The sequence below is a fragment of the Geothrix sp. genome (genome assembly GCF_020622065.1).
GTDB lineage: Bacteria > Acidobacteriota > Holophagae > Holophagales > Holophagaceae > Geothrix.
Genome location: NZ_JAHRYQ010000002.1, coordinates 870,767 through 893,814, shown reverse-complemented (window position 1 = coordinate 893,814; position 23,048 = coordinate 870,767). Strand labels below are relative to the sequence as shown.

25 protein-coding genes are annotated in these 23,048 nt (G+C 68.0%); 10 read left to right on the top strand and 15 right to left on the bottom strand.

What is annotated here, in order from left to right:
- Position 1 precedes the first annotated feature (1 nt).
- The 4 genes from QZ647_RS13590 to QZ647_RS13575 form a co-directional block, all read right to left on the bottom strand.
- Entirely contained in the window at positions 2–712 is a 711-nt protein-coding gene (locus tag QZ647_RS13590; RefSeq protein ID WP_291272677.1) for a hypothetical protein, read from the bottom strand.
- On the bottom strand, positions 709–1,980 hold the full coding sequence (locus QZ647_RS13585; protein ID WP_291272676.1) for a hypothetical protein: 1,272 nt from the start codon (positions 1,978–1,980) through the stop codon (positions 709–711). The genes QZ647_RS13590 and QZ647_RS13585 overlap by 4 nt, the downstream gene beginning before the upstream one ends.
- Positions 1,977–3,716 (bottom strand): DUF2339 domain-containing protein, encoded by a 1,740-nt coding sequence (locus QZ647_RS13580; protein WP_291272675.1) that lies wholly within the window; start codon positions 3,714–3,716, stop codon positions 1,977–1,979. Before QZ647_RS13580 ends, QZ647_RS13585 begins: the two co-directional genes overlap by 4 nt.
- A 71-nt stretch (positions 3,717–3,787) precedes the next feature.
- The gene (locus QZ647_RS13575; RefSeq protein ID WP_291272674.1) at positions 3,788–5,245 is read right to left on the bottom strand and encodes a diguanylate cyclase; all 1,458 of its coding nucleotides are present in this window, start codon (positions 5,243–5,245) and stop codon (positions 3,788–3,790) included.
- Positions 5,246–5,383: 138 nt separating this feature from the next.
- Between QZ647_RS13575 and QZ647_RS13570 the strand changes: the two genes are divergently transcribed.
- The gene (locus QZ647_RS13570; protein ID WP_291272673.1) at positions 5,384–6,850 is read left to right on the top strand and encodes an NFACT RNA binding domain-containing protein; all 1,467 of its coding nucleotides are present in this window, start codon (positions 5,384–5,386) and stop codon (positions 6,848–6,850) included.
- A 123-nt stretch (positions 6,851–6,973) separates the two neighbouring features.
- On the opposite strand, the gene QZ647_RS13565 is transcribed toward QZ647_RS13570, so the two are convergent.
- The 5 genes from QZ647_RS13565 to QZ647_RS13545 are packed head-to-tail and all read right to left on the bottom strand — an operon-like array spanning position 6,974 to position 10,470.
- Positions 6,974–7,498 (bottom strand): SPOR domain-containing protein, encoded by a 525-nt coding sequence (locus tag QZ647_RS13565; RefSeq protein ID WP_291272672.1) that lies wholly within the window; start codon positions 7,496–7,498, stop codon positions 6,974–6,976.
- Entirely contained in the window at positions 7,495–8,595 is a 1,101-nt protein-coding gene (locus tag QZ647_RS13560; protein WP_291272671.1) for a beta-ketoacyl synthase N-terminal-like domain-containing protein, read from the bottom strand. The genes QZ647_RS13565 and QZ647_RS13560 overlap by 4 nt, the downstream gene beginning before the upstream one ends.
- A complete protein-coding gene (locus tag QZ647_RS13555) occupies positions 8,592–9,776 on the bottom strand; it encodes a beta-ketoacyl-[acyl-carrier-protein] synthase family protein (RefSeq protein WP_291272670.1) in 1,185 nt (394 codons plus the stop codon). The genes QZ647_RS13560 and QZ647_RS13555 overlap by 4 nt, the downstream gene beginning before the upstream one ends.
- Positions 9,773–10,204 carry a 3-hydroxyacyl-ACP dehydratase FabZ gene (gene fabZ, locus QZ647_RS13550; protein ID WP_291272669.1) on the bottom strand — a complete coding sequence of 144 codons (432 nt, stop codon included), beginning with the start codon at positions 10,202–10,204 and terminating at the stop codon, positions 9,773–9,775. The genes QZ647_RS13555 and fabZ overlap by 4 nt, the downstream gene beginning before the upstream one ends.
- Before the next feature lie 8 nt (positions 10,205–10,212).
- Positions 10,213–10,470: a phosphopantetheine-binding protein gene (locus QZ647_RS13545; RefSeq protein WP_291272668.1), complete on the bottom strand. Its 258-nt coding sequence runs from the start codon at positions 10,468–10,470 to the stop codon at positions 10,213–10,215.
- A 139-nt stretch (positions 10,471–10,609) separates the two neighbouring features.
- On the opposite strand from QZ647_RS13545, the gene QZ647_RS13540 reads away from it, so the two are divergent.
- The 5 genes from QZ647_RS13540 (at position 10,610) to QZ647_RS13520 (ending at position 14,213) form a co-directional block, all read left to right on the top strand.
- The gene (locus QZ647_RS13540) at positions 10,610–10,990 is read left to right on the top strand and encodes an NADH-quinone oxidoreductase subunit A (protein ID WP_286354779.1); all 381 of its coding nucleotides are present in this window, start codon (positions 10,610–10,612) and stop codon (positions 10,988–10,990) included.
- Between the two features lie 2 nt (positions 10,991–10,992).
- The gene (nuoB, locus tag QZ647_RS13535) at positions 10,993–11,601 is read left to right on the top strand and encodes an NADH-quinone oxidoreductase subunit NuoB (protein ID WP_309568513.1); all 609 of its coding nucleotides are present in this window, start codon (positions 10,993–10,995) and stop codon (positions 11,599–11,601) included.
- Between the two features lie 12 nt (positions 11,602–11,613).
- A complete protein-coding gene (locus tag QZ647_RS13530; protein ID WP_291272667.1) occupies positions 11,614–12,117 on the top strand; it encodes an NADH-quinone oxidoreductase subunit C in 504 nt (167 codons plus the stop codon).
- Between the two features lie 10 nt (positions 12,118–12,127).
- Entirely contained in the window at positions 12,128–13,327 is a 1,200-nt protein-coding gene (nuoD, locus tag QZ647_RS13525) for an NADH dehydrogenase (quinone) subunit D (RefSeq protein WP_291272666.1), read from the top strand.
- A gap of 61 nt (positions 13,328–13,388) precedes the next feature.
- Entirely contained in the window at positions 13,389–14,213 is an 825-nt protein-coding gene (locus QZ647_RS13520) for a flagellin (RefSeq protein WP_291272665.1), read from the top strand.
- 22 nt (positions 14,214–14,235) lie between these two features.
- Here QZ647_RS13520 and QZ647_RS13515 read toward each other — a convergent pair whose 3' ends face one another.
- Positions 14,236–14,724 carry a MarR family transcriptional regulator gene (locus QZ647_RS13515; protein ID WP_291272664.1) on the bottom strand — a complete coding sequence of 163 codons (489 nt, stop codon included), beginning with the start codon at positions 14,722–14,724 and terminating at the stop codon, positions 14,236–14,238.
- Positions 14,725–14,836: 112 nt separating this feature from the next.
- Here QZ647_RS13515 and QZ647_RS13510 point away from each other — a divergent pair, with 112 nt between their 5' ends.
- The 4 genes from QZ647_RS13510 to QZ647_RS13495 all read left to right on the top strand — a co-directional run bounded on the left by QZ647_RS13510 (position 14,837) and on the right by QZ647_RS13495 (position 18,927).
- Positions 14,837–15,430 (top strand): YceI family protein, encoded by a 594-nt coding sequence (locus QZ647_RS13510; RefSeq protein ID WP_291272663.1) that lies wholly within the window; start codon positions 14,837–14,839, stop codon positions 15,428–15,430.
- A gap of 94 nt (positions 15,431–15,524) precedes the next feature.
- Entirely contained in the window at positions 15,525–16,100 is a 576-nt protein-coding gene (locus QZ647_RS13505) for an NAD(P)H-dependent oxidoreductase subunit E (protein ID WP_286354785.1), read from the top strand.
- Positions 16,101–16,109: 9 nt separating this feature from the next.
- Positions 16,110–17,480, top strand: a complete 1,371-nt coding sequence (gene nuoF / locus QZ647_RS13500; RefSeq protein ID WP_291272662.1) for an NADH-quinone oxidoreductase subunit NuoF — start codon at positions 16,110–16,112, stop codon at positions 17,478–17,480.
- 73 nt (positions 17,481–17,553) lie between these two features.
- The gene (locus QZ647_RS13495; protein ID WP_291272661.1) at positions 17,554–18,927 is read left to right on the top strand and encodes a metallophosphoesterase; all 1,374 of its coding nucleotides are present in this window, start codon (positions 17,554–17,556) and stop codon (positions 18,925–18,927) included.
- A 33-nt stretch (positions 18,928–18,960) separates the two neighbouring features.
- On the opposite strand, the gene QZ647_RS13490 is transcribed toward QZ647_RS13495, so the two are convergent.
- The 5 genes from QZ647_RS13490 to QZ647_RS13470 form a co-directional block, all read right to left on the bottom strand.
- Entirely contained in the window at positions 18,961–19,911 is a 951-nt protein-coding gene (locus QZ647_RS13490; protein WP_291272660.1) for a GTP pyrophosphokinase family protein, read from the bottom strand.
- A gap of 73 nt (positions 19,912–19,984) precedes the next feature.
- Positions 19,985–20,482, bottom strand: a complete 498-nt coding sequence (locus QZ647_RS13485) for a hypothetical protein (protein ID WP_291272659.1) — start codon at positions 20,480–20,482, stop codon at positions 19,985–19,987.
- A gap of 88 nt (positions 20,483–20,570) precedes the next feature.
- Entirely contained in the window at positions 20,571–21,563 is a 993-nt protein-coding gene (gene argF / locus QZ647_RS13480; protein ID WP_291272658.1) for an ornithine carbamoyltransferase, read from the bottom strand.
- Positions 21,564–21,658: 95 nt separating this feature from the next.
- Positions 21,659–22,594 (bottom strand): polysaccharide deacetylase family protein, encoded by a 936-nt coding sequence (locus QZ647_RS13475; protein WP_291272657.1) that lies wholly within the window; start codon positions 22,592–22,594, stop codon positions 21,659–21,661.
- A 142-nt stretch (positions 22,595–22,736) separates the two neighbouring features.
- Positions 22,737–23,045, bottom strand: coding sequence for an acetyl-CoA carboxylase biotin carboxyl carrier protein subunit (locus QZ647_RS13470; protein ID WP_291272656.1), 309 nt, complete (start codon positions 23,043–23,045; stop codon positions 22,737–22,739).
- Positions 23,046–23,048 lie beyond the last annotated feature (3 nt).

Sequence of the window (23,048 nt, the reverse complement as noted above, 5' to 3'; positions counted from 1 at the left end):
TCTACTTCATCCCGCCTGCCGGAAAACCGGGGATGGCTTCTAGGTCCTTGAACAGCTTGCCCATGGCCTTGCGGAGCGAGGCCTGCAGCTGGCGCTCGCGCCGGTTCTGCTCATTCGCGGGCAGGGCTCCCAGTTCCTTGCGGGCCCACAACACATAGTATGTCTCGTCCCACAGGGGCTTGTCTGATCCTCTGCGGGTGAAGCCCGCCTCCACTACGGCGGGGGAGGACCAGCGGCCCATGAGCATGGACCCGCCGATCCAGAAGGCACTTTCCTCCAGCAGCTCGTAGGTGCCAAGTCCCACTGCGAGGCGCGTGTCATGGGCGAGCAGGCCAACCCCGGCGCCCCAGGCCACGCCGCTGACAATGCCCCAGGCGATGTATTTGGCCCGAACTTCCCCCAGGCTGGTGATGGTCAGGTCCAGCTGAAGGTCCGCGCCGGGGTCCAGCCGAAGGCCACGCGCGGCAGCCTCAGCCCGGAGCTCGGCCTCGAAGGCCTGGCGGTGGCCTTCCAGGGCCGCCCGGCGGGAGGCGGGCGAATCCACCTGCCCGAGCGGTTCCTGCAGCCGCGCCAGCTTCCGGCTGTGGTCCTCGATCGCGACACTCAGGGAGAGGGCGGGCCTCTCCCGCTGGATCTGAAGGTCACTCAGCGGCGAGCGGCAGGCCAGTCCTGCCAGGGCCAAGCCCATCCAGAGGCAGGTGCGAAACTTCATGCTTGGGGGTGCTCGGCCCGCCCGAACAACCGCCAGGCGAGGCCTCCGAGGATCAGCATGGCGAGACCGGCGATCCAGGGCATCCAGGGCCGGGCGCGCTGGTCGGCCCCGATGCGGTGGGGAATGCCCTGATCGTCGGGTTCGCGGGGGCCCAGGGCGAGGGGCGCAGTGGCGGCCAGGACGCGGAGCGAGGGAAGGGCACCGAGGCTGCCAGGGGCGGGTTTGGCCTCGCCGCCGAGGTGCAGGGCGTAGGATCGGCCCGCTTCCGCCGGGAAGATCAGGGTCTGCCGCCGGACGAGGAGCCGCAGGCTCTGGGGCGCGGCGCCCTCGGGCAAGCTCACCGTGAGCGTCTTTGTCAGCACCGGTGCCAGAGCGATGCGGCTGGATCTCGTGCCGAGGGCCGGGAGGTTCCACACCAGATCCTGGCAGGCCCAGCCGCGCTCCGATTCGGGACCGTCCCCAAAACGGATCTCGGGATGAAGGGGGGCTGCCGGGGGCGCCAGCACCAGGTCCAGGCCCACCACACGCTCCGCGTCCGGCAGGGTCAGACGCCAGGTGCGCGGTCGGCCGGGCTCGGGCGCAAGGGTGCCCTCGAGGGCCAGTTCGGCTTCCAGGGCCTCGGGTCGCGTCTCGGCGTAGGCCTGCACGCGGCGGATGTGCGGGGCCGTTCCCTGGGAGGGGAGGAGGGTGAGGCGGTAGCGGTGGCCATCCCAGGGAAGGTTGAGGGTGCGGCGGCTGCCGGAGGGGGAGAGATCGTAGAGGTGGAGCGGCGCGGCGGGATCGTAGGCGATGAAGGCGCCCCCTTGGCTTCCGTCTTCGATCCGTCGTTCCGCTTGGACCTGGGCCACCCAGGGCGTCTGGCCCTCGAGATCGAGGTCGAGCCTGAGGGTCTCCCGCTCGCCCACCTTCCAGCCTTCGGGCAGCCGCAGCGAGAACTCCGCCGTGGGCTGGCCCTCGGCATTCCTGCCGGTGAGGAGGTTCTCCAGGGGCAGGGCCCGCGTGTCCCACAGGCCCTCGCGGGCCTCCTGGAAGGGGATGCTCCTGCCGGCCTCGTCGCCGATCCAGGCGCCCTTCATCTGCCGCTGGGCGTCGGCATCCAGGGAGAGCCGCGCCCAGCCGCTGCGGGGAGAAGGGGCCATGCTGCGGCGGTTCAGGGCCGCGCGGTCCTCCCGGGCGCAGGCCAGGACCAGGCCCAAGCCCAGGCCCAAGCACAGGCATCGGCTCACCAGCCGCAGGGCGGTTCGGTTCCTGGGGGCGGGGTGGTTCATGACGGCTCCCCAGAGCGCTTGCGATTCGCGAGGATGGCCGCGGCCATGCCGATGCCGCCCACGCCCAGGAAGGCGAGGGCGCGCAGCGGGGTGTCGGCGCGGTCGAGGTCCGAGGCGATGAGCTTGAAGCTGGCGAGGCCCATCCAGGCATAGCCGGCGATCATCAGCGCACGCCGGGCCTCGTCGCGGTGGCTCAGGCTGCGCATCCACTGCCAGGCGCCGGAGAGGGCCCACACCAGCGTCATGGCGATGGAGGCCGCGCGGGAGGGTCCCCAGCCCGGAGTCGAGGGCGTCTGCAGGTGCTGGACGAGCCGGGCGGCCTCGAAGGCCAGGGTCACATTGGCGGTGACTTCCAGGGCCAGGAACGAGATCAGGCCCAAGGGGCCGCCGCGCCGGGTCAACAGCCACCAGGCGGCCGAGGCCAGGGCACCCTCCGCGAAGGCGGGATTGAGAAAGGGCGTCATGGCACGGGTGTGGAACAGGAAGCCATCAAGGCCGTGGAAGGCCCACCGCAGGGTGGTCAGCAGCGCCAGGGCCGCCGCCAGCCAGCGAAGGGCTGTGGCCTCCTCGGCGTAGTCGCCCGCCTCGGCCTTCAGGGAGGCCCAGGCCAGGCCCAGGGCGAAGGCGCCCCAGATCGGCCCCACCCAGCGCCAGGCCAGGGCCACGGGCACGGCCAGGGCCAAGTGCCCTGCGGCGAGGGCCAGCAGGCCCCAGTCCGCTCGGCGACTCTCCATGCGGCCTCGCAGCGGCTGTACCAGGGCCAGGTTCAGCGCGGCTGCGGCGAGCACGGGCAGGGCGAAGGCCTCGGGCGCAAGCCCCAGGCGCTTCCACAGCAGCCAGGCATAGGAGGTGGCCAGCATCGAGGCCACGAGCCAAAGCGCGGTCGGCGTGCCGGGCTTTTCCTCGCGGCCCGGCAGCCAGGCCCAGAGGCCCGCGAGGGCCAGGTGGAGGCCCAGCAGCAGGGCGAGGGTGGCTGCATCCGCCTTCGGCACCTCGGCACAGGCCGGCAGGAGCAGGAGCCAGACGCCGAGGAGGGCCGTCCAGCGGGTCCCATGCCACGAGGCTCCCGTGCGGGAGAGGTAAGGCACGGCCAGAGAGGCGGCCATGAGCACGGCGAGATAGGCAGCCAGGGCCACTTCATGGTGACCGCCCTGGCTGAAGACCAGGGGGGCCGCCAGGCCGGAGACCAGCGTCACGGTGAGCGCGCCGCCGCTGGCGCTCCGGGCGGCGAGCCCGCCCGCGAGCAGGGTGACGAGGGCCGCGGCGGCGAGGCCCAGGGGGGCGGCGTAGAAGTGGTATTCCATGGCCCCGGCCCGGAAGGTGAACTGCAGGGTGCCGAGGCCCGCCAGCAGCAGGGCCACGCCCAGGCGGCGGCTGTCACCCAGGATCAGCTTCGCGGCCAGGGCGGAGATCGCGCCGCCCGCCAGGAGGCCCAGGATGAAGCGCAGCTCCGCCCCCACCCAGCCTTGCTGGATGGCCCAGCGGAAGAAGAAGATCGCCCCGAAGAGGAAGATGGCCGCGCCGATGCCCGCGATCCAGACCACCGGAGACAGCTCCTTCCGGGGTGCGGCGGGGCGAGGCGCCACGGGGGCGATCGGCCGTGCTGGAGCCGGCGCAGCGGGTGCGACCGGCACCTGCTGTCGCTGGAGGAGCCAGGCCACCTGGGCCTCCAGGCGGGCCACCCGCTCGGCAAGCTCCTGCGAACCGGCGTGATCCTTCGAGGCGTCGGGATCCATGGTGTCTCCATACGGAAGCGTATGGAATCATGAAGCCGGGGGCCGAACCCTGTCAAGCGGCCCCAGGGGAATTACCCGACGACCCGATTCCGGCCTTCGGCCTTGGCCTGGTAGAGGTTCTTGTCGGCCCTGGACAGCATCCGCTCCACGGTGTCCTCGGGCCCTTCCCAGCTGGTGAGGCCGATGCTCAGGGTGACGCGGTCCGAGGCCGGCAGGCCCGGGATGGGCTCGAGGGCGACCTGCTCCCGGAGGCGGTTCGCCAGCGCGCGGACGCCGTCCAGGTCCGTCTGGGGGCCGTAGGCGAGGAACTCCTCGCCGCCGATCCGCCCGACCTGGTCCACCTTCCTCAGCCCGAACGACATGCGCTGGGCCATGACGCTGAGCACCTGGTCACCGGCGGCGTGGCCGAAGCGGTCGTTCACGGATTTGAAGTGGTCGAGGTCGATGAGCATCAGCGCCAGGTTCTGCCCGAAGCGGCCGCACTGGTCGACTTCCATGTCGAGCATGTCGAGGATGTGGCGCCGGTTGTAGAGGCCCGTGAGGGGATCGCGGATGGCCTGGTGGTACAGGCGCAGGCGGGAATCTTCCAGGCTGAGCAGGCGGCCCAGCTCCTCGGCGGCGATCTCGAAGAGCCGCTCGTAGTCCTCGGCGGCCCGGCGCTCCGTGAGGAAGCCCAGGGCACTCACGGCCGGGTGTCCGGGCGTGACGGCCGGCAGCACGCGGAGGACCGGGTCCCGCAAGCTGCGGCGGCGCTCCTCGTCGTCGGCCACCGGGTGCCAGTGGCACTCCCCGTTGGCGTCCGCCAGGGTGTGTTGCCGGATGGCCTTCTCGAGGTCGCGGCGATCCTCTTCGCTGGCAGAGGAGCCGTGGACGCCGTAGCACCAGGTCCCGTCTTCGCCGAGGTAGGCCACCAGGAGGGCCCCCGGCAGCACGAGCTCCTGGAGGATCTCGATGAAGCCCCGGATCAGCCGGAGGGTGTCGTGCTCGGCGGTGTAGAGCCGGGCGATGGAGTCGCGCAGGGCCGTTTCCACGAGGCGCTGCTCCAGGGCCTGGGCCAAGCGGCGCTGGATGGCGTCCACCCCGAAGTTCTCCTGGGCCAGGCGGGGCACGGCATGGGCGGCGCGGGGATGCCCGGACTGCTCCACCAGGGCGGCAGCGGCCTCCACCACATGATCCAGGTCCCGTCCCTTCACCAGGAAGCGGTCCGCGCCGCAGGTCTTGGCCCAGAAGCGGGCCAGCCCGGCCCCCTGCGCCGTGAGCAGGAGCACCGGCAGGTGGCGGGTGGCGCGGTCGTCCTTCAGCAGACGGCAGAGCTGGTAGCCGTCGAGCAGGGGCATGACGCAGTCGCTGACCACCACATCCGGGGATTCGGTGGCCAGGATGATGAGGGCCTCCGCCCCGTTCTTGGCTTCCAGCGTGGTGTGCCCATGGCGCTGGAACAGGTGGCGCAGCAGGCTCAGCTGGATGGGGTTGTCATCCACCAGGAGGATCTGGAGCGCCTTGGAATCCTTTGGTAGGGCAGTCGTCATAGCTTCCAGTATCGATGATTTCGGGAAGGAGCATGAACCCTGGCGCCGACGACGGCCAGTCGGACCATGGGATGCTGAGGTTGGAGGGTGTCCCATCATGACGGGCGCAGGCGGGAAACAACAACGGAGGGGGGGGCGGTGGACGCGCCCCTGATCCTGGCCCTGGGCCGCGCCTGGCTGCGGGAGCGGGGTGAAATCCCCGTGGAGGTCGTCTGGGTGTCGAACCGGGCGCTGGGACTGCGCTGGGCCGGCCGGAAGGCGGCGGAAGGGTGGGTGCTGCTGCTGCAGCCGAAACCGGAACTCTGGCTGCTGGATACCGCTCACCCGGCCTGGGTGCGCCTCCAGGCCGAGGCCACCCGGGACAGCGGTAAGCTTTGGGGGCCCTGGTTCCAAGGGGCCCGCCTGAGGGCCGTGGAGGGGGATCCGCGCGAACGCTGGATGGGCCTCTCCTTCCAGCGCCGGGCGATCACAGGGCGACTGGAGACGCTGCGCCTGGCCTATCAGGCCATTCCGGGCCGCGCCGGCATCCGGGTGGATGGCCAGGATGTGCAGGTCCCCCGGTTGGGCCTGGGCTCCCCCTTTCCCCTCGCCGCTCCCGAACCCGCCGGGGAGGATCCGCCGCCGCTCCGCCGCTGGCGGGAACGCTGGGGGGCGGACATTGACCGGGCGCTGGCGGGGGAGATTCCCGAGGTCCTGGAAGGCGAGGGCGGGCTGCTCACGCGGCACCGGGTCTGGTCCGAGGCCCGGGCCGAGGCGCTGATCCTGGGGCCCGCCAAGGCCGCTGTGGAGCGGACACGCCAGGCCGAAGCCGCGCGCCTGGAGCGCCTGGGCCTGGCCCTGGCCCGGGACCGGGCGCGGCACCAGGCGAGCCTGCCTTTGAAGCGCCAGGCCCAGCAGATCTCCGCCGAGCTCTACCGGCTCAAGGGCGCCACCCGGGAGGTGGTGCTGCTGGATGGCACGCGGATTCCGTTGCCGGAGGGCGCCCAGGCCGAAGATGCGGCCCAGGCCTGGTTCGCCGCGGCCAAGAAGGCCGAGCGGGGCCTGGCCCGGCTCCATGAGCTGGAAGCGGAACTCGCGCGGGAACGGGCCGCCTGGGCGAAACGGGCGGAACGGGAGGCCGGGGGCCTTGCACCCGAACCGCCGTCCGCGAGACAACCAAAGGGCCAGGGCGCAGGGAAGGGCAGCGGCCCCGCGAAGGGGAAGGGGACGAAGCGGATGCAGGCGGAGAACAAGCGCAAGGACGGCAAGGGCGCGGCCTTCCGCAGCGTCATGGTGGATGGGTTCGAGGTGCTCATCGGCAAGGGCGATGCCGAGAACGATCAGCTCACCTTCAAGGTGGCCGACAACACCGATTTCTGGCTGCATGTGGCCAGTGTGCCCGGCAGCCATGTCGTCATCCGGAACCCTGACAAGCTGAGCGAGCTGCCGAGGACCGTGATCGAGCGCGCCGCGGAGCTGGCCGCCTACCACAGCAAGGCCCGGGAGGGCGGCAAGGTGGAGGTCCACCTCGCCCGCATCGCCGACATCAGCAAGCCCCGCGGCTACGCGCCCGGAAAGGTGATCCTGAAGAAGTGGACGGGCATCCGCGTCTATCCCAAGCCGTAGCCCCAATCGAAGCCGGACAGGTTGGACTGGAGCGGGGTCTCGCGTATCGCCGCAGGCGATGCCGAGAGGAAGTGGACGGGCATCCGCGTCTATCCCAAGCCGTAGCTGGATCCTGCCTCGGCGCTACTCCACCTTCACGGCGAAGGGCTTCATGCCGGCTTTCGTGAGCTTGGCGGCGGCCTTGTCCATGGCCGCGCGGTCGGCGGGTTTCGCGAGGCGCACCTTCACCTGGCCCTTGTCCTTCAGGGTGGTGGTGGCGAAGCCCGCGGCCTTGGCTTTGTCGGCCACCCGCTTGGCTTCGGCCGGGTCGGCGGTGGCCACCAGCTGAAGCGTCCAGGCGCCTCCCGTCTCGGCGGGCTTCGGCTCGGGTTTCGCCTCGTCCCGGGGGGGGGCGGTGGCATCGACCTTCGGCGTGGGCACCAGCTTGTCGGGGCCGTCGCCCTCGAAAATCTTGAGCTGGTCCACCAGCGGTTCGGGCAGGTCCTTCAGCTCCTCCTCGACGCCCTTCTGGAGCGGGCGGCGCAGGGCCGCGCTCTGCTTGCCCACCTGCACACCCAGGACGAAGGCGAGGGTCAGCAGGCCCACGCCCACGCCCGCCACCCAGAGGATGGACTGGCTGCCGATGCTGATCTGATCGCGGGTCGTCATGGCCGATCCAGCCTAACGCCTTCGAGGAGCGCCGCGAACTGGGCTCCGGAACTGGCGGGGGCGCTGACGAGCACTTGCTCCGCCGGCTCCAGCAGGGCCGCGGCCAGCAGCTGGCCGCCCGACCCGCCGAACTCGCCCCAGAGCGCCTTGGGATGAACTGCCGCGGGCCACTGGGGGTGGGCCTTGGCCAGCTGCGACTCCAGCGCGTCGAGGCGCCGCAGGCCGTTGCTGCCTCCGATCCGCCGCGCCACGACGCGATCGCCCAGGGTCAGGGCCGCTTGGGCCAGGGCCCCGGCCCGCTCCGCTTCCCCCGGTCCGGGCGTGGACCGGCAGGCCAGGCCGCGCAGGGTCGCCCGGGGGTGGGCGCCCCGGGCCTCTGCGCTGGACCGGGTCTCCAGCAGGAAGGCCTGTGCCCCCTCACCCGGCAGGAAGCCCTGGTTCGAGCCCGGAACGGGATCTCCATGGCGGCTCAGCAGCCGAGCGCCCCGGCAGATGTCGAGGAGCAGGGGGAAGAGACCATCCGTGCCGAGGACCAGCGCGGCGTCGGCCAGCCCGGCGTGGAGCCAGCGGCCCGCCTGTTCCAGGGCGGTGAACGCGGCGTTCTCCCGGTCCACGAAGGTGGCGCTGGGGCCCTTCAATCCGAAGGCGAGGGCCAGGTGGCCGCTGGCGGCGTTGGCGACGCAGTTGGGAAAGACCATGGGCGACGCGCCTTCGGGCCCCCGCTGGAGGTAGGGCCGCATGAAGGCCTCGCTGGCCTCGCTGCCGCCCGTGAGGGTGCCCACGGCCACGGCGATGCGCTCCCCCGCGCCCAGGGTGTCGGATTTCGGATCGAGCCCCGCGTCCAGGAAGGCCTGATGGGCCGCCACCCAGGCGAAGCGCGAGGCCCGGTCCAGGCGCCGCAGCTGCATGGGCGGGATGATGCCCGTGGGATTGAAGGCGGTGCAGGCCGCACCGCGTCCCAGGCCCAGGGTCTCCGGCAGATCCGCGAAGCAGGGCTGGCCCGAGGCCAGGCTGGCGCGGGCCGGGCCGAGGCCATCTCCGCAGGGCAGGACCAGGCCCAGGCCCGTGATGACGAGGTCCGTCCGCTCCGGGCTCACGAGCCCTCCCAGCGCGCCAGCAGGAGGCTCACATTGTTGCCCCCGAAGGCGAATGCGTTCACCAGGGCGGCGCGGATCCGCCGTTCCTTCGCCGACAGCGGCGTGCAGTCCAGATCGCAGGCGGGATCAGGGTCGTCCAGGCGCAGGGTGGGACTCACCACCTGGTCCCGCAGGGCCAGGATGGCGGTGCCGGCTCCGAAGGCCCCGGCCGCGCCCAGGGTGTGGCCGAACTGGCTCTTGGTGCTGGTGACCGAGACCGCCTCGGCGGCCGCGCCCAGGGCCCGGCGGATGGCCCGGCACTCGGCCCCGTCGTTGGCGGGGGTGGCGGTGCCGTGGGCCGAGACGAGATCCACCCCCGAAGGCTCGAGACCGCCCACGCGGAGGGCCATGGCGAGGGCCCGGGCGGCGCCCTCGCCTTCGGGGTGCGGCGCCGTGGGATGGTGGGCGTCCATGCTGGCGCCATAGCCCAGCACCTCGGCGTAGATCGTCGCCCCCCGGGCCCTGGCGCGCTCCAGGGGCTCGAGGAGGATCTGCACAGCCCCCTCGCCCAGGTTCAGGCCCGCCCGGTCCCGGCTGAAGGGGCGGCACTTGCGGGCGTCCACGGCCTTGAGGCTGGAGAAGCCGGCGTAGGTGGTGCGGCAGAGGCTTTCGGCGCCCCCGGCCAGGGCCAGGTCCAGCTCGCCCGCGGCCAACCGCTCCCAGGCCTGGCCCAGGGCCAGGAGGCTGGAGGAGCAGGCGTTCATGATGGTGCCCCGAGGCCCGGTGGCCCCCAGGCGGTCGGCCAGGGCATCCGTGACGGTGCAGGGGCTCTGGTAGGCGGGCCCCGTCGCCTGGCCGCGCCGGCCGGCGAGGCGGTCCTCCAGGTAGGCCTCGGCGATCGGCAATCCGCTGGTGCCGGCGCCCTGGAAGACCCCGATCCGGGCGGGGTCGCCCTCCGGCCGCAGGCCGTCCAGGGCCTCGTCCAGGGCCCGCAGCGCCATGCGGTCGCACAGGGTCTGGTGCCGGGTGGGCTCCAGGGCCACCTGGCCGGCGATCTGGGCGGGCTCGGCGGGGAGGTGCAGCCGCGTGAGGCGGTCCAGGCCATCCCGTCCCGCGAGCATGGCGGACCAGGTGCCCTCCCGATCCAGGGCCAGGGAGGAGACGATGCCGAGGCCCGTGACGACGACGCGGGAGCGGGTCATAGGCGCTTCACCAGCAGACGGGCGGTGCAGAGCTCCCGGCCCTCGCAGCTCACGGTGCCCTTGAGCTTCATCAACCCGGCGAAGGCGCCCTCCGGGGTCACTTCCAGGCGGAGCCGATCCCCCGGGAAGGCCGGGGCGCGGAAGCGGGCGTCCTGCACCCCGGCCAGGAAGATCGCCGCGCCATGCAGGGGCTCGGCTTCCAGGAATCCCCCGGTCTGGGCCAGCATCTCCAGCAGCAGCACCCCGGGCACCAGCGGGCGCTCCTCGAAGTGGCCCTGGAGATGGGGCTCGCCGATGGTGACGAGCTTTTCCGCCACCACCCGCACACCGGGCTCCCGCTCCAGGATCCGGTCCACCAGGAGGAAGGGATAGCGGTGCGGCAGGTGGGCCGGGATGTCGGCCGGGACAGTGGCCGGGGCGGGAGTCATGGGCGGCTTCAGGCCTTGGCGTGCTCGGCGATGAAATCGGTCAGGGCCTGGACGGATTTGAAGGCCTTCATGCCTGCGGCTTCGTCTTCGATCTTCACCCCGAATACCTGCTCGATGCCCAGCACCAGCTCCAGGGCATCGATGGAATCGAGCCCCAGCCCCTCGCCGAAGAGGGGGGCCTGGTCCTCGATCTGGTCGGGCGTCATCCCCTCCAGCTTCAATCGCTCGATGATCATCTCTTTGACGCGCAGCTTGAGGTCGCTCATGACAATCCCGGCAGAAGGGTGGAAAGGCCGATTCTATCCCTAACGGGAGGCCCCGGTGGGGTTGTGATATTGGCACGGTTTCCGGATTCGCAAAGAGCGCTAAGCTGGATCCTCGCGGAACCCTCCGCCCGAGAGCGCCATGGCCCATCCCGCATCGCCCTTCCTGCCGGTCCTGATCCTGCTGCTGGTCGCCGCCGTGGCGGCCATCGCCATCCTCTTCCTGTCGGGCAAGGTGCTGAGCCTGCTCAAGCCCGCCAACGCGCAGGAGGCCAAGCTCCGGCCCTACGAGTGCGGCGTGCCTCCCCTGCAGCAGGGTGCCCGGCACAAGTACTCCGTGAAGTTCTACCTCACGGCCATGCTCTTCATCCTGTTCGATGTGGAAGCGGCGTTCCTGCTGCCCTGGGCCGTGAACTTCAAGCATGCCCTGTGGACCTTCGGAGCCATGTTGAGCTTCATGGCCACCCTTCTGGTGGGCTTCATCTACGCCTGGGGCAAGGGCGCCTTCGAGTGGGAGCGCTGACGATGGCCGAGATGAACATCAACGACGCCGTGCTGACCACCCGCCTGGATGCGGTGGTGAACTGGGGTCGCAAGAACAGCCTCTGGCCTCTGCCCTTCGGGACCGCCTGCTGCGCCATCGAGTTCATGAGCATGCAGGCCTCCAAATACGACATGAGCCGCTTCGGCGCCGAGGCCATGCGCTTCAGCCCCCGCCAGAGCGACATGCTGATGATCCTGGGCACAGTCACCAACAAGCTGGCCCCGGTGCTGCGCACGATCTACGCCCAGATGGCCGAGCCCAAATGGGTGATCTCCCTCGGCGTCTGCGCCTCGTCGGGCGGCATGTACCGCACCTACGCCACCCTCCAGGGCGTGGACCGGGTGATCCCCGTGGATGTCTATGTCCCCGGCTGCCCCCCCCGGCCCGAAAGCATGCTCTACGGTGTGATGAAGCTGCAGGAGAAGATCGAGAAGGAATCGCTCTCCATGCGCAAGGATCACATCGCCCGCTTCTACGAAAGCCTGGCCCGGCAGGATGCCCTCCAGGCCGAAAAGGGCCTCACGAGCCAGCAGACCATCCGCGAAATGCTGATGGACGCCGCGGACCGCGGCGCGGGCACGATCTTCTAGGCGGGGCGGACCATGATCATCGAGCACATCGACGCACAGCTGCCGGGTACCGTCACGGACCGGCACGCCTTCCGGGGTGACCAGACCATCGTGGTGGCGAAGGAGAACCTCCTCCCCCTGGTGGACCTGCTCCATCGCGAGGGCTTCCAGCTGCTGGTGGACATCACGGCGGTGGACTGGCCAGAGCGGGCCGAAGCTCAGGGGCTGGCGCGCTTCGATGTGGTCTACCACTGGCTCAACCTGGCCAGCCAGGAACGCCTCCGGGTGAAGCTGCCTGTGGCCGACGGCGAGACCGTGCCCAGCCTGACCAGCCGCTTCAAGACCGCCGATTGGTTCGAGCGCGAGATCTTCGACCTCTTCGGCATCGGCTTCGAGGGGCACCCCAATCTGAAGCGCCTGCTCACCTGGGACGACTTCCCGGGCCACGCCCTGCGCAAGGACTTCCCGCTGGATGGTGGGGATCCCTTCTGCATGGAAGGCTGCACGGCTCCCTACAACAACGGCGAACGGGCCTGAGGACACGACCATGGAATCCATCGCCATGACCCGGCAGCAGCTCGACGGCGATCACATGATCGTCAACCTGGGACCGTCGCACCCCACCACACACGGCACCCTGCGCATCATTCTCGAACTTGAGGGCGAGACCATCCTCAAGGCCACCCCGGAGATCGGGTACCTCCACCGCGGCGTGGAGAAGCTGGGCGAGAACCTGAGCTACCAGCAGTTCATTCCGCTCACGGACCGCCTGAACTACTGCAGCTCCATCATGAACAATGTGGGTTACGCCTGCGCCGTGGAGAAGCTGCTGGGCATCGAGATCCCCAAGCGGGCCCAGCAGATCCGGGTGCTGGTCTCCGAGCTGGCCCGCATCGCGGACCACATCGTCTGCGTGGGTGTGAACGCCGTGGACATCGGCGCCTTCACGGCCTTCCTCTACCTTTTCAAGCAGCGCGAGACGGTCTACGATCTCTTCGAGATGGCGGCCGGGCAGCGGCTCCACACGAGCTTCACCCGCATCGGCGGCCTCTTCCGGGACATTCCCGAGGCCTTCGTGCCCCTCACCGAGCGCTTCCTCGTGGAGTGCGAGGCCGCCGTGGACGAGTGCGAGCGCCTGCTCACCCACAACCCCATCTGGTACGACCGGACCAAGGGCATCGGCGCCATCAGCCCTGAGGATGCCGTGAACTGGGGTTATACCGGGCCCTGCCTCCGCGCGGCCGGAGTGCCGCAGGATCTCCGCAAGGCCCAGCCCTACCTGGGCTACGAGACCTACGACTTCGATATCCCCGTGGGCACCACGGGCGATGTGTTCGACCGCTACCTGGTCCGCATCGAGGAGATGCGCCAGAGCCTGCGCATCATCCGCCAGGTGCTGGACCGCCTCGAACCCGGCCCGGTCAATGTGGACGATCCGAAGGTGGCCCTGCCGCCCAAGGAAAAGGTCTACACGCGGATGGAGAGCCTCATCCACCATTTCAAGCTGATCATGCACGGCATGGAGATGCCGGTGGGCGAGATCTACAGCGCGACGGAAGCCGCCAATGGCGAACTGGGCTTCTACATCGTGAGCGACGGGGGCAAGAACCCCTACCGCATCCGGGTTCGTCCCCCCTGCCTTCCCATCTTCAGCAGCTTCCATGACCAGGTGAAGGGCTGCCTGATCGCCGACGCCGTCGCCGTGCTTGGCGCGATGAACATCATCGCGGGCGAGCTGGACCGCTGAGGTGCCGAGGGCGGGAACCGGGCGAAGCCAGGTTCCCGAGCCCTCCCAGGGAAAGGACCGCGTGAAGCGCACAGCCGTTCTGAAGAGCGTTTCCGCCAGGCGCGCCCGCCATCAGATGCACCTCTCCGGTCCAACCCTCGAGGGGGCATTGGAGCAGCTCATCGGTGGTCAGCCAGGGGGACCGACGGCGGGGAAGGCTCTGGATGCCGGTTTCGAGCAGCGCCTGCGGGCCGAGGTTCGCCTGGCCGCCCAGGGGCGCCGCCACGCCAGCGATGGTCTTTCGTACCTCCAAGTGGCTGCCGGAGGCATGCAGAAAATCACCGCCCTGTTGGCCCGCGCAGCCAAGCTCGCGGAGCAGGCCCCTGGGGGAGCGCTGGGGCCAGGCTCCGCCGGGCCGAAGAAAACGGGCGGGGCCCCATCCGTCCTTGACGAGGAATTCCGGGAGATCCTGACGCTCATCGACGAGATCAACGCGAACACCCGGTTCAACGGCGAGCTCGTCTTCGGGTCAGAGCTGGGCATCGTCATGGACGATCACCTGCGGGTGACCATCGCCGTGGGTCCGGTGGGCTCCCTCGATCTGATGGGGAAGTCGGAGGCTGCCGATGGGCCTGCCGCGGACCTCGGTGCCATCCACCAAGGCCTGGAGATCCTTTCCGCACGACGCAGCGTCCTCGACGCCGGGCAGCGGCACCTGAGTGCCGCCTCGAATGCCCTGGGTATCCAGGCGGAAACCCTCGCGGCGGCCGCCCGTCCCATTCGCGACGCGAGCCTCGCCCGGGAGGTGGTGGCCCTCAATCAATTCCAGGTGCTGAACCAGTCCGGACCCGAATCCCTCCGCCAGGCCCATCCGGAAGACGGCGCGATCCTGCGGCTCCTGCATTAACCGGCTGCCGTTCGAGGAGGGGCTACCGGCCCAGGGCTTCCACTTGGGCACGGTGGTCGTTCCGGAGGCGCTCCAGGAGTGAGAGCAGCTGGTCGCGCTCCCCGGGGGCCAGGCAGCGGTCCACCTGCTGGCAGAGGGCCTGGTGCTGGGCGTGCATGCGCGCCTCGAGGGCCAGGCCTTTGGGGGTGATCTGCACGCGGCTGCCCCGACGATCGGCCGGATTCTCGCAGCGTTTCACGAGGCCGCGGGCCTCGAGGCGATTCACCAGGCGGGGCACATCGGCGAAGCGGTAGATCATCCTGCAGCGGAGCTCCTTCACCAGGTAGCCGTCCTTGGGCCCACCCTTGAGGATGCGGAGCACATTGAACTGCTGGTCGGAGATGTCTTCCGGTTCGTAGAGGGCCTGGTCGAAGAGGCGGGCCACATATTCGCGGGTCAGGAGGATGGCCAGGGCCACCTCGTGACCCGGCTCGAGGGGTTTGGTGATCTGAAGCTCTTCGCGGATGTGCATGGTCCTGCTCCTGCAGGTCAAGGGTGACATATTTTCGAATAAAGGTGTTGCAACTTCTTAAAAACGGCCTAGACTTGAATGCATGGTGAAACACCTATTTCCAGGAGGCTCCATGCGCCACCCCTTCCGCGTCCTTCTTGCTTCCCTCGCTCTGGCGGCCCTGCCTGCCCTGGCCGGTGAGGACACCTACAAGATCGATCCCGTCCACAGCGAAGTGAGCTTCAAGGTCAGCCACCTGCTGGCCAAGGTGAGCGGCCGCTTCACGAAGTTCGAGGGGACCATCAAGGTGGATACGGCCGACATCAGCAAGTCCAGTGTGGAGGTCGTCATCGATGCCGCCAGCCTCACCACCGACAACGAGGCTCGGGACAAGCACCTGAAATCCGCCGACTTCTTCGATGTGGCGAAGTACCCCACCCTGGCCTTCAAGAGCACGGCCGTGAAGGAAGTGGCCAAGGGCAAGCTGGAAGTCACCGGCGACTTCACCCTGCACGGAGTCACCAAGCGCATCACCTTCCCGATCACCAACGCGGGGACGCAGCCCGGCATGGCCCCCGGCAGCGTGGTGGCCGGCTTCATCGACGGTGCCCTCAGCCTCAACCGCAGCGAGTACGGCATCAAGTTCATGCCGGGCATCATCGGCGAGACCGTGGCCGTCAGCCTGAATGCCGAAGCCGGCAAGGTCGCGCCCACGGCAAAGAAGTAAGCCCCGAATCCCGGTTCGTGATGGGAGGCACCCGGTTTGACCGGGTGCCTCCTTTCCATTTCGAGCTAAACTGGCCGTTCATGCGAGCGCGCCCATGAATCATCCTCTGCCTCCCGAGACCGCGAACGAGCCCATGGCCCCGGGCCTACGGCTGCCGGAATCCGAACGAAAGGAATTCAGCCCGGAGGCCCTGGCGGAGATCCAGGCCATCATGGCCAAGTTCCCCGACAAGCTCGCGGCCACGCTGCCGGCCCTGCACATCGCCCAGCGCGAGTTCGGCTTCGTGAGCCTCTCGGCCATGAAGGCCGTGGCCAAGGCCATCGGCATCCCCGAGGGGCATGTCTTCGGCGTGGCCACCTTCTACACGATGTATCAGAAGGCGCCGGTCGGGAAATTCCATTTCTCGGTCTGCACCAACATCAGCTGCGCCCTGCGCGGCGCCGCCCAGCTGCTGGAGAAGGTCTGCGAGAAGACCGGCGTGCAGCCGGGGCAGGGCCCCAGCGCCGACGGGATGTGGAGCGTGGAGGAGGTGGAGTGCCTCGCCGGCTGCGGCAGCGGTCCCTGCGTGCAGGTGAACCACGATGTCTACGACGAGTTCGTGGATGAGCAGAAGCTCATCGAGGTCATGGAAGCCTGCAAGCGCGGTGAATACCGCCCTTGGGCGCAGTAGGGGGAAGCAATGGCCGCCATCCGCACCAAGCCCGATCCCCAGATCTACACCTTCCCCGGTTTCGGCACGGACAAGTTCCCGAACCTGATGCTCCGCGGCGCGGGGGATCTGGACAACTGGCACCTCAAGACCTATGAGCAGAAGCATGAGGGCTATGTGGCCCTGAAGGCCGCCCTGAAGCTGGAACCCGTGGCCGTGGTCGAGGAGATGAAGACCTCCGGCATCCGGGGTCGTGGCGGCGCGGGCTTTCCCTGCGGCCTGAAGTGGTCCTTCATGCCCAAGGACACCCCGGAGCGGAAGTTCACCCGCTACCTGGTCTGCAACGGCGACGAGGGCGAGCCCGGCACTTTCAAGGACCGCGCCATCCTCGAGTACAACCCCCACCAGCTCATCGAGGGCATGATCATCGGCGGCTGGGCCATGCAGTGCAAGCTCGGCTTCGTCTACATCCGCGGCGAGTTCCTCTGGCTCATCGAGAAGCTCGAGGCCGCGCTCCAGCAGGCCCGCGACGCCGGCTACCTCGGCAAGAACATCCTGGGCACGGGTTGGGACTACGACATCCTGGTCTACCGCGGCGCCGGTGCCTACATCTGCGGCGAGGAAACGGCCCTGCTGAACTCGCTGGAGGGCCGCCGCGGCGAGCCGCGCGTGAAGCCACCCTTCCCGGCGGCCAAGGGCGCCTTCGGCCAGCCCACCACCGTGAACAATGTGGAGACCCTGGCGGCCGTGCCGCCCATCCTCCGCATGGGCGGCGCCGAGTACGCCAAGCTGGGCACGCCCAAGAACACGGGCACCCGCATCTACGGCGTCAGCGGACATGTGAAGCGTCCGGGCCTCTTCGAGTTGCCCCTGGGCACGCCCATGGACTTCGTGGTGAACGAGCTGGCGGGCGGTTCCAGCACCGGCAAGAAGATCAAGGCCATCATCCCGGGCGGCGCCAGCGCCCCCATGTTCGACGAGAAGGACTTCGACTGCCCGCTCGACTTCGACACCGTGAAGGCCCGGGGCTCCATGGCGGGTTCCGGCGGCCTGATCTGCATGGACGAGGACACCTGCATGGTGCAGGCCACGCTGCGCCTGATCCGTTTCTACGCCCATGAGAGCTGCGGTCAGTGCACGCCCTGCCGCGAAGGCTGCAACTGGATGGAGATGGTCCTCTACCGCATCGAGCATGGCCAGGGCCGCATGGAGGACCTGGACCTGCTGGCCAGCCTCACGCCGCGCATCGGCATGCGGACGCTGTGTCCCCTGGGTGATGCCGCCTGCGGCCCCATGGACTCCGCCCTCCAGAAGTTCCGCCACGAGTTCGAGCATCACATCACCCACAAGACCTGCTACGCCACTGGCTCCCGGCTGCTGTCCACCGCAGGCGCGCACTAGTTTTTGGCTGTTCTTTCTCATTAGAAACGGGCGCCCCGGGGCGCCCGTTTCTGGCGTACAGGGATAATGCGTCATGCGCACCCTGCTGCTCGCCCTGCTGACCACGCTGCTTCCGGCGCAAGAGGCCTTCCTGGTGAAGCCCTACCTCCAGCTGGGCGACGCGCCGCGGCCCGCCGCCCAGGAGCGCCTCGAATTGATGTGGCATGCGGAGGATCGGGACAGTGCCTGGACCGTGGAGGTGCAGGGGGGGCGGGGATGGATCCTCCAGTCCGCGCCCACATTCCGCCGCCTTGAGGTGCCGCCGCTGCCGGCGCACCGCATCTATCGCGCCGCGTTGAAGAACCTAAAGGCGGGCGCGCGAGTGCCCTACCGCGTGAAGCTGAACGGGGCGGTGGTCTTCGCGGCCGAGGCGCAGACCCGCCAACCGGGCGCCCACCGGATGATCGTGTTCGGGGATGCGGCGGACGGCTCCGCCCCTCAACGGAGCATCGCCAAGGCGGTGCTTGCGGAGCGGCCGGATGCGGTGCTCCTCGTCGGAGATCTCGTCTACGGCATGGGGCTGGCCTCTGAGTATCGGAAGCGTTTCTTCCCGAGCTACAACTCGGAAGACCTGCCGCTCATGCGGGGCGTGCCCTTCCTGGGCCTTCCCGGCAATCACGATGTCCCGTTCCGCCGGTCGGCGGAGGCCGCAGCCTACTTCGCCTACTGGTCCCTGCCGCTGAACGGCCCCGGACTGCAGGCGGGGGAGGCGAATGCTGCGCCCGCGGTGATGGGCATTCACGATGCCGTGGTGGCGGCCGCAGGCCCGGCCTTTCCGCGCATGGCCAGCTACAGTTTCGACTATGGCCCGGTCCACTGGACGGTGCTGGATTCCAACCCCTACGCCGACTGGGGCAGCCCCGTGCTGAAGGCCTGGCTGGAGGCCGACCTGAAGGCCGCCCAGCGCGCCGCCTGGCGCATCGTGGCCCTGCACCATCCCTTGTTCCAGAGCGCGCGCAGCCACTTCGACGATCAGTGGATGCGTTCCATCAGTCCGATCCTCGAAAAATACGGCGTAGATATGGTCCTCGCGGGCCATGTCCACAACTACCAGCGCACAGCACCCCTGCGCTTCCGGCCCGGCCAGGTCGGCCTTCGCGGCAAGCCGGTCGCGGGCGAGTTCACGGTGGACGATGCCTTCGATGGCAAGACCGTCACCCGCGCCAAGGGCATCGTCCACATCGTGACGGGCGCCGGGGGCGCCGAGCTCTACGACCCCTGGCAGACGGACATCCGTGCCAGCTGGCAGCCCTGGACCCGCGCCTTCATCTCCGACAAGCACTCGTTCACGGTGCTGGATGTGGACGGCCGCACCTTGAAACTCCGCCAGATCGACGCCGAAGGGCATGAGCTGGACGCCATCACGATGACGAAGCCGTCGCCGGTAAGGCCGCCTTCAGGTCGGTGATCTCATCCGCGTCCTGAACAGGAGGGGCGTGCTTCAAGGATTAGTCGGAGGGTTGATAATATTGTATAGATTTTGCATTCTCATATCGATATCGGCAATCTCTTCGGCGCAGGCCTTTATGTCATTTGCGATGGACATGGTCTCTCGATCCGCAAGTTTATAACTTAGCTGATGTTCCAGCGTTGCCCAAAAATCCATGGCGATGGTGCGGATCTGGATTTCGACATGGACGATTTCGACACTTTTCGATAAAAATACGGGCACAGTCACAATGTGATGAAGGCTTCGGTACCCATTTGGTTTGGGGTTCTTGATGTAATCAGAAGTGCGAACGAGGGTGATGTCGTTCTGTGACAAGAGCATATCTGAAATGAGGTAGATATCGTTGAGATAGGAGCAGATGACGCGAACGCCCGCAATATCGGTCAAGTTCTTCCTGGCCGATTCAGATGTAAGCTCGAACCCCCTCCTTTCCAATTTCTTGAAAATGCTCATGGGGGTTTTGACCCGGGTTTGGATCTGGTGGATGGGATTTCTTTCGCTGCTATATTTCAAATCATTATTTAAATTTTCAAACTTGGTTGCTATCTCGCGAGTCGCAGATAAATAGAGATTCTCCGTGGCGATAAAGCTTCGGATGGAGCGCATGGCTTCTTCGGATACAACACTGGAAGTGATGCCATCAAATAGGTAAGATGTTTTCGTATAGCTCGGTGTATTCATCTTTTGACCAGCCTTTCGCATCGCGTGGGTAGGGTCTGAAACCCGAGAAGGCCTCCCTGATTGAGGGGTCGTGGCGTGCGGGCCTGATCTTGCCAGCACCCCTCCATTTTGCCGCTGTCCGGGACTCGCAGCGACCTGCCGTCCATGGGCGGGGATTGCCGGGAAGGTCCCTATCCGCTCGCGGATGCGGGAGCAAAGCCTCCAGACACCCCGGAAGTCCAGGCGCAAACTCGGCCCGTGCATCCGCGAGCGGTTGGGCATTCATGTCGTCCCTGCGGACGGTGAACCGCAGCGTGGGCCTACAGGCCGGACTCCCGGGCGGAGGACAGGACTTCTAGCGCCCGAAGCTGATGGAATAGGTCAGCGGCTTGGGCAGCTGGGGGCTCTTCACCGTGGCGGTGAGCCGAAGGGACCTGCCGTCGGGGCTCAGCTGGAAGACATTGGTCCGCTCGCCGTCTTCGTTCTTGAAGGTCTGCACCAGCTGCCCCTTGGTCACCTGGGCGGCCACCTGGAACTTGTCACCATCCTCGCGGGTCCAGGGGGCGGATTTGCCATCGGCCGGCATGTGGATGGGTTCGCGCTCGTCAAACTTCACGAGCACTTCCTTGTCCGTCAGGGTGATGGCCACCTTCTTGTAGGCGGGGTTGAGCTTGGTGAGGCGGCCCCGCGCGATGGGTCGCTTGATGAAGTTCATGTCCGCCACCGTGACCTGGATGGCCGCGGCGATGTCATCGGCCTTGGTTTGGTTCCAGGTGCCCGCCAGCGTGGGCTCCTGGGCGGCCAGCGTGAGGCTTGCGAGTACAGGGACGAGGAACAGCCGGGGCAGGCGCATGGGGTCTCCGGAGGATTGAGTGGTCCCACCATAGCACTCCGTACGCAGAAATGGCCCCGCCGGGGCCATTTCTGCGTACGGCAACCCCTCATCCGATGGTGGCCACCATGACCGCCTTGATGGTGTGCATGCGGTTCTCGGCCTCGTCGAAGACCACGCTGTGCCGCGAGCGGAAGACCTCGTCGGTGACTTCGCGGATGTCGTGGCCCAGGGCCTTCTGCTCCTTGGCCAGCTTGGTCTCGAAATCGTGGAAGGCGGGCAGGCAGTGGAGGAACTTCACATCCGGATTGCCGGTCTTCTGGAGCATCTCCAGGGTGACCTTGAAGGGCGTGAGCAGCTTCACGCGGGCGGGGATCTGGTCCTCCTCGCCCATGCTGGCCCAGACATCGGTGTAGATCACATCGGCGCCCTTCACGGCCTCAGCCACATTGTCGGTGACTTCGATGGTGGCGCCGGTCAGCTTCGCGGCCTCGCGTGCGGTGGCGAGCACGGTCGGATCCGGCGCCAGCTCCTTGGGGCCGAGGGCCACCATGTGCATGCCGGTCTTGGCGGCGCCGTACATCAGCGCATAGCTCATGTTGTTGCGGATGTCGCCGCAGAAGACCAGCTTCACCTTGTGCAGGGGCTTGGCCACATGCTCTTCGATGGTGAGGAAGTCCGCCAGGATCTGGGTGGGGTGGTCCGTGTCCGTGAGGCCGTTCCACACGGGCACGCCGCTGTGCTTGGCCAGGGCCTCGACGACTTCCTGCTTGTAGCCGCGGTACTCGATGCCGTCGTAGAAGCGGCCCAGCACCTTGGCGCTGTCCTCGATGCTTTCCTTCTTGCCCACCTGGGAGCTGGCGCTATCCAGGAAGGTCACATGGGCGCCCTCTTCCAGCGCGCCGACCTCGAAGGCGCAGCGGGTGCGGGTGCTGGTCTTCTCGAAGAGCAGCACGATGTTCTTGCCCTTGAGCAGGTAGTTGAACACGCCCATGCGCTTCTTGGCTTTCAGGTCCCGCGACAGGTCCAGGAGGTAGCGCACCTCCTCGGGCGAGAAGTCCATCAGGGTGAGAAAGCTGCGCCCCTTCAAATTGACGGCCATGATGTCCTCCAAGACAAATGCAGGGCCCAGAGTAGCGCTGAGGCTGGATTCCAGCGGCTGGAAATGGGGTAAAGGGTCCGCTCCTTGACGGATTGTCACTCGAAGGAGGCGGGGAGTACTCCCTGCCGCTTGAGCAGGCGGATCTCCTCATCGCCGTCGTCGAGCAGGCGCTCCCATCCCTTCGGTTGAACACCGAGGCTGCGCGCGGCCGAGATGAGGAGGCTCTGGCCGGGCGAGGGGCGCTGGGGGTCTAGGGCGTAGACGACATCCTGGAAGGCCGCCTCCGGCCGGATGGGAGTCCAACCCAGGTCCTTGAAGAGCTGGATGGCGTCCTCCAGGAACAGCGCGTTGAGGAGGTTGTGATGCAGCAGCAGCACCTGGGGGATGTCGCGCCCGAAGAGCTGCCGGGAGATCTCCCGGTAGGCCTCGGCCCGCTGGCGGAGGTGGGCCAGGTAGGCCCCCCGGATGGGTGCCACATCGGCCCCGGGATGCTGGGTCAGGACGGCGATCAGGGCTGCGTTCAGGCGCCAGTCCGAGGTGTCCAGGCTGACCTGGGCATTGCGAAGGCCCTGGGCCTTCAGGAAGGCCTTCATCCCGTCGCGTTTCTCAGGTGTATTGCCCTCTCGGAGGAAGGTGAACCGGAACCAGGGCCGGTAGCCGGGAAGCGCACGGAGGACCCGGTCACAGGCCAGGATCTCATCCTGGTACTGCTGAAGGGTGGTGCCCTTCGCGTTGAGATCCAGGTGGGTGACGGTGTGGTTGCCGATCGCGTGGCCGGCCTCGCCCCAGGCCCTGGCCAGGGCCGCCCCCTCGGGCCGGTCCGCGCCGTTCCCGAGGGTGACGAACAGGGCGGCACTCACCTGGTGTTTCTTCAGGGCCGCCAGGATTGCGGCATTGCGCTCCTGGGGGGAAAGGCGGGGCGTGGCCGTCAGGCTGGGCCCATCGTCGAAGGTGAAGGCCACGGATTGTGCCTGCCCCATGACGCCGAAGCACAGCGCAGCGAACCAGGCGCGAGCGGCCACAGGAAGCATGGAGGACTCCAAAAAGGTGAGTGCGGTTGGGGCAGGGCAGGCAGAATCCAGGAGTATATACACAAAATTGTGTAATGCTCTGGACCCGCCGTCGAGGCCCCGGCCGTGCTGAAAGGGAGAACCGGGCGCCGGCCCAAACCGGCTATTCGAACTCCACCAGCAGCTGGCCCTTGGCGACGGTGTCTCCGACGGTCACATGCAGGGCTTTGACGGTGCCATCGTGATGGGCGGTGATGCGATTCTGCATTTTCATGGCTTCCAGCACCACGATTCCCTGGCCTGCGCAGATCCGGTCTCCGGGCTGCACGAGGACCTCCAGGATGAGGCCCGGGATGGTGGCTGTTCTCCGCCGGGGATCTTTGGGCACATAGGGTTTCCGGTGGGCGTACTTCCGGGTGAGGGTCGTTTCGTACACCGTGTCGTTCAGGGTGAGGGTCTGCCGGGGGGTCATGGG